The following is an 11,920-nucleotide window of genomic DNA, read 5'->3' on the forward strand; positions in this document are numbered from 1 at the left end:
AGGGATGTGCTCAAAAGACAGGGTACTTCACTCCAGTTACATTAATGACACGTATAACACATTAACTCCTATTTTCATTCCTACCAAAATATGAAACAATTCATAACAATTTTTATTCAATACTATTTCGATGCACGTTGAATTTCACCACATACCCATAGAAAACATTCAAGCGGGACAATATCAACCCAGACAAGATTTTAATGACACCACATTAAAAGAACTCGCTCAATCAATTGCATCACAAGGTTTAATTGAACCGCTAATCGTCAGATCAATCGCAAAACAACGTTATGAAATTATCGCCGGCGAAAGAAGATGGCGCGCCGCAAAAATAGCGGGATTACAAACTGTTCCTTGCCTCGTCGGAAATTATAGTGATAAACAAGCATGCGCCCTCACTCTAATAGAAAATATTCAACGAGAAGATTTAAACTTGATTGAAGAAGCAAGTGCTTATCGACGTTTGATTGATGAGTTTCATTATCATCAAGATGAAATAGCTACTTTAGTAGGGAAATCACGCAGCCATATTGCCAATATTATTCGGTTATTGGGTTTAAGTGAACAAATAAAAAATTTAATTCGCAATAAAACCTTGTCATTGGGTCATGCGCGGGTTCTTGTAGGGTTAGAACCAACCCATCAGGAATATTTAGCGAAACAAACCATAACGCAACAATGGTCAGTAAGACAGTTAGAACATGCGGTAAAAATACAAAAAAATAAAGAATGCTCTCCGTCACAAAATGCAAAAAGAGATCGAGACATTGAGCGGCTCCAATCCGTATTAGGAGAACAATTAGGGGCACCAGTACAAATAATAAACGATAATGGTGATGGCGGATGGTTACAAGTTAAATTTTTTGATAATGATACGCTTGCGGGACTTTTGGAGCGATTAGGCTTGCGATATGATTAGACGATGGTTAGCAATTTTCTATTTTGCATATGATAAAACAAAAGGAACGACATCAATGAAAAGGATGTTTACTGGCGCATTTTTATTAGCATTATCCACGCTATCATATGGTATCAGCATTCAAGGCGAAGTAGATAAATTAATTAGCCGCGTCAATCCAAATGTTAATCTTGGAGCTGTCGTTCTTGACCTCACTTCTGGACAAACGCTCTATCGCCGCAATGCAGGACGTTTGTATATCCCTGCAAGCAACATGAAGCTTTTTTCTGAAGCAGCTGCATTAATGGTACTTGGTCCAGATTATCGTTTTGAAAATCGATTAAGTATGAGCGCAGGAAAAATACAACAGGGAATACTCCAAGGAAATGTTTATGTGCAACTAAGTGGTGATCCTTCATTTAATCGTAATGATTTAAAAGCACTGCTTTCCTCATTGAAAGAATGGAATATCAATACCATTCAAGGTAATGTATACATCGACAGCAGCCTCGCACAAGTTGATCCCTATCCTCCTGGCTGGCTCGCTTCTGATTTGTCTTACAGCTATGGTGCACCAAATGCCCCGGTCATGGTTGACTCCAACCGCTTGACTGTTACCGTAAATCCAGGAGCTCAAGCTGGAGACCCTGCGATTGTTGAAGTAGATGATGGTGGTGGTGCTATCGTATTAAATAATCAGGTAACAACAAAACCAAATGCCAAAGGTTGTGGCGTGGGTTTTAGTTTGGATCAAGACAATCATTTAACTGTCCGTGGTTGTGTCGGAGTTGGTCAATGGGCAATACAACAACGTTTGGCTATAAAAAATCCTTTAATGTATGCCCAAGGCATGATCAAAACTCAATTGGCAAAAGATGCTATTCAACTCAATGGCGAGGTACAATTAGGAAAAACTCCCGCAGGTTCTTTATTAATTGCAACACAACACTCTAAGCCCGTGTCACAACTGATGGCAGATACTTTAAAACCATCTGATAATCTCTACGCAGACAGTTTGTATTTGCATGCAGCAGAAAAACTCAAAGGAGCACCAGTTAATTGGCGAGATGCTGAACCCTTGATTAAGAACTTTTTACAATCACAAACAGGAATCGATTTTACTAATGCGATTTTTACGGATGGGTCAGGCTTATCGCGCTACAGCCTAGTTACTCCAGAGCAAACCATCTCGCTATTAAAGTTTTTATATCAACGTTTTCCTTTATCTTATGAATACATATCGGCATTACCTATATCCGGACGTGACGGAACTTTGCAAAAAAGATTCCGTATCCCCACACAACAGGGTTTTGTTCGTGCTAAAACAGGTACTATGACTGGAATAAATAGTCTTTCAGGATATTTATATACTGCCAATGGCCATACATTGGCATTTGCAATGTATGTCAACAGACAACCAGGTAAAGCCTCTGGACCTGGACGCCCTGTATTGGATGCTTTATGCACTTATTTCTTGCAAAAGAACCCGGACAGCAATAGTTTGAGTCGAATTTTTTCACCTCATCAACGTATTAGTTTCCAATCAAATCCTACCCAAGCCGAAAAACAAAAAGCACATCAGGCTAAATGGAGGCGTTTGGAATCCGCACTACGAACTGCTTTGAAGGGTCAATCTGTAAATATAATATATCGAGGCAATGAACTTATAGTAAACGATAACCAGGCCGCTCCTGAAAAGGTATGGTCCGCACTACAAGCCGTGGTAAAGAAATATCCTTTTGGAGTGATGTTATCCTCCAATACTCTATCGATTAATCCCTCAGGTAGTCCTGCCCTACTCTGGGTGCAAACAGATACTCCCAATCAGGTACAAAGAACCTGGAGTATTCGTGAAGCAGCTTAGGAATGCATTGTCGTGAAACAAAGTAAAACTTGGGAATTGAAAGGCCACAAAATTTTCGAGTCTGATTAGGATCAAAACAATATCCGGACGTAAACCACAATGGAGATTCAATTGAATTCGCTCTTTAAGATTGCTCTACTGATTTTTTGCTTTTTTCATTCTGTATATGCAACACCAAGCTTTTTAACAATTAGTGATATTCATTACGGCAGCAATAACTCATCACGTGATGGAGAGGATACCGGCCCCGAATTTCTGAAAATCACGATGAAAGCGTATGAAAAATTAAGCCAAAAAGTAGACTTTATTCTTTGTTTAGGTGACTTACCCACTCATTCCTTATTTAACATATCTAAAAAAGGAGAATTTGAAAAAACGGTATTTGATGAATTATATAAAAACGATAAAGATTTAAAACCCATTTTTTATATTACTGGGAATAACGATTCCTTACTGGGTAATTATCAACCCTTCGAATCACATGGTGTTTCCCCGTTAAATTTTGCCAAGGGATGGAATGGTGCTTGTGCTCATTGCAAAGGATTAATTATTGATGGCAACCACATGTATCACGATGGGTATTATTCCAGTTACGTGATACCAGGAAATAAAAAAATTATTTTAATTGCCCTAAATGCCACTCAATGGGCAAATACGCCCATATTTGCAAAATATCCGAATCAGAAACATGATGCTTTAATTCAGCTTTCTTGGCTAAATCAACAATTAAAGACACATCATGCCAAACAACTATTAATTGCCATGCATGAGCCACCTGGAACTTCATATAGAGGACAACCCATTTGGCATAAAACGTACTTACAGGAATTTATAAAAATATTAAATAACAACAAAAAATCATATGGAGAAATTACTCTCCTCACATCGCACACGCATATGGATGAGATCAGAAAAATTCATCTAGATGATGGGAGCAATGTCTATGCCTTTTCTACGCCAGCGATTAGTCGTATCCATCATAATTACCCAGGTATGAAAGTTTTTAGCATGGATAATAATCTGAAAATTAATAATTTTACTACTTATTATACGAGCAATCTCAACAGTTGGAAAAACCAGCAATACCAAGCGCTCCACTCCCCACGTGCTATTTTTCCGCGGTGTCACCACAAAATATTATCGCAATGCCTTAGTACATTAAATACTGAACAAGTATGTAATCATTTAGATAAGGGTTTGTTTTATGGAGTAAAAAGTTCCAAAGTACCACGTCATGAATGCAACACAATATATAGCGTCATCCACTAAAGTAACGTGAAGTGCAAGAGTGTACACAAGTACATGACTGAGCCGAACGAGCTTGTAACGAAGTATAGAACTTAATGGGTGGCGCTATGTCAAGTTTTCACTCATTGACAAATCTGTAAATCAATTCTAACGTTGGTATCAGTTATCATTAAAGGACCTAAATATGAAAGCACTTTATACAGCAACAGCACGTACGCACGGTGGACGAAATGGCCATATAGAAACTTCTGATGGTTTATTAAGGCTGGACTTAGCGAAACCCAAAGAATTAGGTGGTCAAGGCGACGGTACCAATCCGGAAGAATTATTTGCCGCAGGTTATTCCGCATGTTTTGAGAGTGCTATGCGTCATGTTGCCAGTTTACAGAAAATCCCTCTACAAGATGCCTCAATTCTTTCTCAAGTTTCTTTATACCCCACACCAGAAAAAGGATATAAGCTTGGGGTTGAAATGCATGCTCATATTGTGGGTTTAAGTCAAAAAGATGCAGAAGATTTAGTAGCCAAAGCGCATCAAGTTTGTCCCTATTCTAATGCAATTCGCGGCAATGTGGATGTGGAATTTAAAGTAAGTGTTGAATAAAGCATATTTTGAATGAAGCAGAATCTTTTGGCTGCTTCATTCATATTTTTCATTTTAATCATAGTGCGAGCTGTTTCTGTGCATCAAGTTTTTCTGCAACAGCCTCACCCAATTTGCCAATATAATCTTCTGGATAAGTTGTTTTTTTACATCCAAAAAAATCAAACAGAAAATTATTATGCTTTATTATTTTCATTTTCTCTGTATCTTGAGTAAATGTTTTTATAAAAGCATCAATCTCCTGTAAGTTGCCGCTTTGACATTCCAAATTAAAAATAAACTGCTTTAATAATTCGCCTTTTTCACGACGAGAGGCACAAAATGACTTTCCTAAGCTCATTGCATCTGCATAAAGACTACGGATTATTTTTACTACATCCTCAGGTAAATGGGCATAAGGTGTAGATGATGGTTTACATAATGCATCTTCTGCTTCCTTACAGGACTTTCGTACTGATATTGGAGGAGTAAACGTAAAAACTTTGTTGTAAGCCTCTTTAAATTGCACTGCCAACCAAGTATGGGTATCCATGGTAGGATGTATGTCATCCCAAAACATATAACCATCTGCCGGAGAAATATGCTCTTGCTGATGTACAGGATTTTTTTGGCTTTGTCTAAACTCCTCAGAATCAATATATGGAGATTTTAATTTATTTTTATCGAACCCGTATTCTTCACAATGATCATACATTTCTGCGAATGGCTTACTGACATCAAAAATTGAAAGATTCAGAGGAATATTCAAGCCCTGATACTTTTCAATTAATTGCTGTACCTTAGCTGCCAATTGTTTGTTGAAATACACCGAGCATTTTGCAGCATTTTCTTGCTCCTTTGTACTTTTAGCCTTATATCTTGGAGTTAAAGAAAGATCAGGTAAATTCAATAAAACAAAATTTCGATACCCTTGTTGAATTAAGATCTCAAGATTTACAATACGCGCATTCACTGCATCATCTGCTTCAAATAAAGTCGGCTCCGAATTCACTGTAAGTAAGTCATTTGCACCAGACCACTCGACAATTAAAGTTTCAGCTTTTTCCTGGGCACTAATTTTATACTTTTTATCATCAGCAATGAGTTGTTTTCGCTTATCCTCCAAATCGGCCACGATTAACCTGGCTATTTCTTCTTTAGGATTGAGGCTAAATTTCGTCTTGTAATCGTAGGAAGTTAAACCTGCTTCACAATAAAAGCGTGCAAAGCGTGTTCCTTTGAATAAAATATGTTTGTCATTATTTAGACTAAACGCCCGCTCATTCTTTTTCAGTAAATGCAAATCATTCGCTAAAATGGCATCTGCTACATCCGCATTTCCGCGAGCATCACGAGGTAGTTTCAGTTTTCTGCGCGCATAATCTATTTCAAATTGTTCAATAATTGCTGTAACAAAATAATCTCCCCAGACAAATCCATTCGTAAATCGCCCTCTAGGTGCATCATAACCAACCTCATAAAGATCACCCAAAGGAATAAACCCAAATAACATGCGTTTATCAAAAGTGCCTCTATCCGATAAACTATCCCCCAGAAAAACCAAACGACTAATCTTAATCCCAGATACTGGCATATTAATCCCCTATTAAAGATCATTGACCAAAATCTCCGCTCCTGGTGCAGAAAAAAGGATAAGTCTAAGCTGCAACTCAAAATCGCCTAAACCTAATCCCTGATAATGCACAAGGAAGGGAAAGAAATAATTCATTACAAATTTTTCAAAAAATAATTCAATATTAAAATCAAGTTGTGTTTGTACTACTCACAATACAAATCAGTTTAAATATAGGCAACAAAAACAAAACATCAGAAAAAGCATCAGTAACTCTCAATAAGTCCGGACATATTGCATTCTCCCACATCCTGCAGCTTGTCCGCAGGACCCTGAGATTTAGGCACAGAGCAAGATTCCTGGATTCTGCCGACAAGCCGCAGAAAGTAGGCCGATTTTTGCCCGGCCTTATTAATTTGCAAACATCCCCTCTTTGTAGATTGTATTTATTGGGAATTTTATGTTGGTTGGTTGGACAGTTCCTGATAATATAAACTTATTTTTTAAAAATTGTCTATGAAAAACAATCAATTTGATCTTATTGTATTAGGCGGTGGCAGCGGCGGTATTGCTAGCGCTGTTCGAGCAGCTAAATATGGTGCCAAAGTAGCGGTAGTAGAATCCAGCTTTTTGGGTGGGACCTGTGTTAACTTAGGCTGTGTCCCTAAAAAAGTGATGTTCAATGCATCCATGATTAATGAAATCATGCATCATGCGCCTGAATATGGTTTTTCACTCACATCCCCAACCCTTGCTTGGAGTACTCTGGTTAATAAACGTAATGCCTATATAGAGCGACTCAGAGAGAACTATGCAAAGCGTTTTGCTCAATTTAATATCACTTTAATTCAAGGTGTTGGCACGTTCTATGATGCACATTCAATTCAAGTAAATGATATTCATTATCAGGCACAACATATTATCATTGCAACAGGCGGCGAACCTTCTCAACCAACAATTCATGGGAGTCAACATGCAATTGATTCGGATGGTTTCTTTGCCTTGACCAAGCAACCTGAAAAAGTGGCAATCATCGGAAGTGGCTACATAGGGGTAGAGTTGGCTGGGCTATTAAACAGTTTAGGCAGTGAAACTCATCTACTAATGAGAGGCATGAGGCCATTATCCCGCTTTGACAATGTCTTGGGAGATACCTTAATGGAACTCATGCAACAACAAGGCATTCATATCCACCAAAATCATAAAGCAAAAGAGATAAACTTACATAGTGATGGCAGAAAATCTATAGTATGCTCCAGCGGCTCAATTATTCACGATATCGACGTAATTATTGCTGCTGTGGGAAGGAAGCCCAGAACATCTGGATTAAACTTGGAGAAGGTAAATGTTGCTACTGATGAACAGGGATTGGTTGTGGTCGATGCTTTTCAAAATACCAGCACTCAAGGTATTTATGCTCTAGGTGATGTGACCAATGCGCCAGCCCTTACTCCTGTAGCAATTGCTGCAGGCCGTCGTTTGGCAGATCGTCTGTTTGGCCAGCAACCCGAAGCGTACCTAAGCTATGACAATATCTGTACGGTAATCTTTAGTCATCCTCCGATAGGAACAGTTGGGCTTAGCGAAGAAGAAGCTGTTGAACAATACGGTAAAGATCAAATTAAAATCTATCAAACCCGTTTTACACCAATGTTTGATGCATTTGCTGAAGAAAAAACACCTACAGTAATGAAACTGGTGACACTAGGGAAAGAAGAGAAAATTATTGGTTTGCACGTCATCGGATTAGCAGCTGATGAGATGCTCCAAGGTTTTGGTGTGGCAGTAAAAATGGGTGCCTGTAAAAAAGATTTTGATAACACAGTTGCCATTCATCCCACAAGTGCAGAAGAATTCGTAACCATGGTGTAAATAATATGAATGATGCCATTCGCAGTTTTCAAGGTAAATCTCCTTCTATGGGTCAACGAGTCTATGTTGATCCTAAATCAGTAATCATTGGTGATGTTTCTTTAGGTGACGATGTATCGGTTTGGCCTATGGCTGTGCTACGTGGCGATGTAAACTCGATTAAAATAGGTAATGCCTGCAGCATTCAGGATGGAGCGGTGTTACACGTTACTCATGATGGCCCCTATACTTCAGGCGGGCACCCATTAATTTTAGGCCAAGGAATTACAATTGGGCATCAAGCGGTATTACATGGTTGTACTGTTGATGATTTCTGTCTTATTGGCATGGGCGCATTAATTTTGGATGCAGTACATCTACAGCATCATGTAATGGTTGGTGCAGGAGCGTTAGTCACCCCAGGAAAAGTTCTGGAAAGCGGCTATTTATATCTTGGTAACCCAGTTAAAGCAATCAGGAAATTAACCGATCAAGAACTCGAGATGTTAGAATACTCAGCACAACATTATGTGCGGCTCAAAGACAAACATTTAGCATCCTTATAGCGTGTAAAGTACTTATTTCCCACTCTGGTACCCATCGTTGTGCATTCTTAACGATTATCAAAAAGTATTGTGCTAACTCCCTCCCAATACTTTTAAATATTGCTATTAGAATAACCCATTCTCACTGCAAAAATTTGTTTGAAATAATCTAAACTAAAGAAAAAAGAGATAAGGGATTAAGCACATGGCTCAAACGCCTTTAGAAGAGGAAATATTAAAAACTGAAAAGTTAAGGACAACGATTTTATCTATTATCTTTATTCTAATGGCGCTTATATGGATAATATTTTTTATTCACTCTCCTGAAGTATATTATCGACATGCGAAAGTATCGGCCATAACCATGCCAAGTTCTTTAGCAGCAGTGGCTCTCTATTTTTTATTAATGCGAAAAGTTATTTGTCAATGCGCTCTTCATAAGAAAAACATACCAGTCTTTCTACGCTATTTTAATGCATTTATCGAAATAAATATTCCTACATTAGGGATTATTGTAATAATGAACCTTCAAACACCCCTCTATGCTCTTTTAATGCCACCTGTTTTACTTTATTTTATTTTCATTATTCTTTCTTCACTGACCTTAAACGAATGGATATGCCGATTTGCAGGCTTGATTGCCGCCCTTGAATATTGGGGACTGTCCTATTACGTCCTAAATTATACAGATATCACAAACATTGATTCATATTTAGTAGAATGGTATGCCTTTGCCGCCCGTGGAGGAATTTTATTAATTGGAGGGATAGCTACCGGATTCATTACTTCTCAAATTAAAAAACAGCTTTTTGCAGCTTTTGATGCGCAAAAGGAACGGGACAAAATTGAGGGCATTTTTGGCCAGCATGTTTCCCCTGAGGTTGTATCCAAGCTGCTATCAAAAGATGCTAATTCAAGTGAAGACCTACCCGTTTGCATTATGTTTTTGGACATAAGAAATTTTACTCATTTTACCGAACAAAACGAACCATCCGTTGTTGTTAATTATCTCAATAATCTTTTTAAGCATATAGTAAAAATCATTCACGATAATAAAGGGATTATAAATAAATTTTTAGGCGACGGCTTTATGGCAGTATTTGGCGCACCGCTATCTAACGGCAATGATGTGGCTAATGCTGCAAAAGCCGCATTAGAGATCATTCAACGTATCGAAGAAGAAATAAAAAAAGGCAATCTCCCCGATCTGAAATTAGGGATTGGTTTACATTTTGGTCATGCAGTAACAGGCACTATCGGAACAAAAAAACGGCAGGAATATACTATTATAGGAGATGTAGTGAATTCAGCAGCCCATATAGAGCAATTAAATAAAACGTATAATTCCCAGATCCTTATTTCTGAAGATGCGATGAAGCAGCTGCCTGAAATTAAAGCTGAATTTGTTGGTAATGCCACTCTTAAACATCGTGACAATCCGATTAAATTATATAAATTAATTTAACTTCCACATCTGCTTCATAATTTTTTCAAAGACATTAAGATCGAAAACCTTTTGAACAAAGGAAAATCTACCCTTATCATAAGAAAACTAACAACAAGTTGCATCCATTCTGACATCAAGTCATCAGTATAAATACCAAACATATTTTATTTCTATTTCCCTAAAACTTCGTATGTTTTAACTTAAATTTAAGGGGTAGGGGTCGTGAATAACTCAGATGATCCAACTTTCTGTGTTGGCAGTTTCATGAGGCCATATGTACTAAGCAACTCACTTTGATTCACTTTTACTGGCCCATTAGCATCCACAGAGCGATCACATTGATTTAGTTCTTGCTCCATCTTTTCTATAAGGAGTTGTAAACGAGCACTTTTTTCAGTCAATTCCAATTGCATTAACTTTACCTCTTGTATCCCACCTTCTAGCTCAACAAGCCTTTTTTCGATCATTATTATACTCCTTATACTTTTTAAAAAACTCTTAATCATCCATCCACTCTTCAGTGCTATAAAATATTTATTTCATGCTATTCTCAAGCCTGAGAGTCAGGTGAATACTAACAATTATTGAATCATAACTCGAGTCACTTCAGGAATTTTCATGACTAAATCTTCTGTATATGCACTGGAGGGTGTTTGAAAACCAATTGGAGCATTTCCTGATAAAACGTGTTGTATGATCATCAGCGTGGATAAAGCAGTCAGAGTATAGCCATTAGGCGTAGTCATTAATGCAGCCATTTTTTTTCCTGCTTCATTGCTTACTTCACCATAGATTTTTACAATTGAATTTTGTCTTTGCTTCTCAGTAGGGCCAGCAGGCAATTGATTAATTTTATGCATTATATATTTTTTAATTGGAGGCCACCCCAAAACTCTTTTAAAAGGATTAATAAGGCTTCTAAGTTGAATTATCTTTTTAGGTAATGCCATATAAATTTCTATATGAGGAATCTGAGTAGACCACCACGCTGATGCCAAATCCCCCCACGAAATCGTGGCACATAACAGTTTCTTTGAGGTGCCAAAATCAAAAAATTGAGTTTTCCAGCAGAAAGGAACTTTTTTTAAAGATCCATTATCACGAATCAGCGTACCTTCAGGAATATCTTCCATCATGGTTTTAGCAGTTCCATGTGAAATGCTTAAGCCGTTATTTTTAGTAAATGTTCCTATGGCAAGAACCAAGTGGTTCGCATCAGGCAAACATTGCTTTAAATAAGCAGTCAAACAATCGCTAGGCACTACATCAAATCCAGAACCTGGTAATAGCATAATGCCAGCTGCTTTAGCGTGTTCATTCATTGTCATCAGCTGTTCTATTACTCTAACTTCACCGGTAATATCCATGTAATGAGTTTTTACAGCAAGACAAGCCAACGCCATGTTTTTATAGGTATATTTGAATGGGCCCGCACAATGAAGTACGACGACGAGATCTTTCAGAGCATTTTTAGTTTGTTCCAGATCATTTGCGTCAAACACTCTATATTCCAAATTTAAAGAATTCGCTTGACGCTTTAATTTTTCTTCATCTCTGCCTGCCAATATCGGTTTTAATCCTTGCTGCACACTTAATTGAGCAATTAAATTACCGGTATATCCATATGAGCCATAAATTAAGAAATTTTCTTTCATCAAATCAATCCAAATAATTTTTAATTCAGTGTAGCTCGGGAATCCGCTTTTATCGAGATAAGGCTTTCTCTTAGCGCAATTAGAACGAAAAAGTAGAAGAACAAAAAATACAAAAAAAGGAAGGCTAATGATCTGTTTTAAGTTGGCAATTAATAAATAAAATTAGGTGAAGCAGATAACGCGTTTTTTATTAAAAAAAAGCGGCTCTAAAGCCGCTTTCTAAGAATAAAACCCTGGCGATGACCTACTTTCA

The 11,920-nt window shown here is 37.6% G+C and carries 10 protein-coding genes; 7 read left to right on the top strand and 3 right to left on the bottom strand.

All coding sequences use genetic code 11. The features are described 5' to 3' along the window. Nucleotides 1–130: 130 nt before the first annotated feature. The 4 genes from A8O27_RS05510 to A8O27_RS05525 all read left to right on the top strand — a co-directional run bounded on the left by A8O27_RS05510 (nt 131) and on the right by A8O27_RS05525 (nt 4,617). Complete coding sequence (locus A8O27_RS05510; protein ID WP_058460040.1) at nt 131–922, top strand: ParB/RepB/Spo0J family partition protein; 792 nt, start codon at nt 131–133, stop codon at nt 920–922. Nucleotides 923–977: 55 nt separating this feature from the next. Then, nucleotides 978–2,765, top strand: coding sequence for a D-alanyl-D-alanine carboxypeptidase/D-alanyl-D-alanine endopeptidase (dacB, locus tag A8O27_RS05515; RefSeq protein WP_058460544.1), 1,788 nt, complete (start codon nt 978–980; stop codon nt 2,763–2,765). Nucleotides 2,766–2,876: 111 nt separating this feature from the next. After that, nucleotides 2,877–4,034 carry a metallophosphoesterase gene (locus A8O27_RS05520; RefSeq protein WP_058460543.1) on the top strand — a complete coding sequence of 386 codons (1,158 nt, stop codon included), beginning with the start codon at nt 2,877–2,879 and terminating at the stop codon, nt 4,032–4,034. Between the two features lie 163 nt (nt 4,035–4,197). Next, complete coding sequence (locus A8O27_RS05525) at nt 4,198–4,617, top strand: organic hydroperoxide resistance protein (RefSeq protein WP_058460039.1); 420 nt, start codon at nt 4,198–4,200, stop codon at nt 4,615–4,617. A gap of 58 nt (nt 4,618–4,675) precedes the next feature. Here the strand turns inward: A8O27_RS05525 and A8O27_RS05530 are convergent, their stop codons facing one another. Next, on the bottom strand, nt 4,676–6,190 hold the full coding sequence (locus A8O27_RS05530; RefSeq protein WP_058460038.1) for an SGNH/GDSL hydrolase family protein: 1,515 nt from the start codon (nt 6,188–6,190) through the stop codon (nt 4,676–4,678). Between the two features lie 495 nt (nt 6,191–6,685). Here A8O27_RS05530 and gorA point away from each other — a divergent pair, with 495 nt between their 5' ends. The 3 genes from gorA (at nt 6,686) to A8O27_RS05545 (ending at nt 10,030) form a co-directional block, all read left to right on the top strand. Then, complete coding sequence (gene gorA, locus A8O27_RS05535) at nt 6,686–8,041, top strand: glutathione-disulfide reductase (protein WP_058460037.1); 1,356 nt, start codon at nt 6,686–6,688, stop codon at nt 8,039–8,041. 5 nt (nt 8,042–8,046) lie between these two features. Beyond that, a complete protein-coding gene (locus A8O27_RS05540) occupies nt 8,047–8,586 on the top strand; it encodes a gamma carbonic anhydrase family protein (protein ID WP_058460036.1) in 540 nt (179 codons plus the stop codon). A 184-nt stretch (nt 8,587–8,770) separates the two neighbouring features. Next, complete coding sequence (locus A8O27_RS05545) at nt 8,771–10,030, top strand: adenylate/guanylate cyclase domain-containing protein (RefSeq protein WP_058460035.1); 1,260 nt, start codon at nt 8,771–8,773, stop codon at nt 10,028–10,030. Nucleotides 10,031–10,218: 188 nt separating this feature from the next. On the opposite strand, the gene A8O27_RS05550 is transcribed toward A8O27_RS05545, so the two are convergent. Both A8O27_RS05550 and A8O27_RS05555 read right to left on the bottom strand, forming a co-directional pair. After that, entirely contained in the window at nt 10,219–10,479 is a 261-nt protein-coding gene (locus tag A8O27_RS05550; protein ID WP_058460034.1) for a hypothetical protein, read from the bottom strand. Between the two features lie 114 nt (nt 10,480–10,593). After that, nucleotides 10,594–11,667, bottom strand: coding sequence for a saccharopine dehydrogenase family protein (locus tag A8O27_RS05555; RefSeq protein WP_058460033.1), 1,074 nt, complete (start codon nt 11,665–11,667; stop codon nt 10,594–10,596). Nucleotides 11,668–11,920 lie beyond the last annotated feature (253 nt).

The sequence above is a fragment of the Legionella bozemanae genome (assembly GCF_001648595.1).
Taxonomy (GTDB): domain Bacteria; phylum Pseudomonadota; class Gammaproteobacteria; order Legionellales; family Legionellaceae; genus Legionella; species Legionella bozemanae.

Coding starts and splice junctions, on each gene's coding strand:
- A8O27_RS05510 (WP_058460040.1), top strand. CDS start 131: ATGCACGTTGAATTTCACCACATACCCATAGAAAACATTCAAGCGGGA.
- dacB (WP_058460544.1), top strand. CDS start 978: ATGAAAAGGATGTTTACTGGCGCATTTTTATTAGCATTATCCACGCTA.
- A8O27_RS05525 (WP_058460039.1), top strand. CDS start 4,198: ATGAAAGCACTTTATACAGCAACAGCACGTACGCACGGTGGACGAAAT.
- A8O27_RS05530 (WP_058460038.1), bottom strand. CDS start 6,190: ATGCCAGTATCTGGGATTAAGATTAGTCGTTTGGTTTTTCTGGGGGAT.
- gorA (WP_058460037.1), top strand. CDS start 6,686: ATGAAAAACAATCAATTTGATCTTATTGTATTAGGCGGTGGCAGCGGC.
- A8O27_RS05540 (WP_058460036.1), top strand. CDS start 8,047: ATGAATGATGCCATTCGCAGTTTTCAAGGTAAATCTCCTTCTATGGGT.
- A8O27_RS05545 (WP_058460035.1), top strand. CDS start 8,771: ATGGCTCAAACGCCTTTAGAAGAGGAAATATTAAAAACTGAAAAGTTA.
- A8O27_RS05550 (WP_058460034.1), bottom strand. CDS start 10,479: ATGATCGAAAAAAGGCTTGTTGAGCTAGAAGGTGGGATACAAGAGGTA.
- A8O27_RS05555 (WP_058460033.1), bottom strand. CDS start 11,667: ATGAAAGAAAATTTCTTAATTTATGGCTCATATGGATATACCGGTAAT.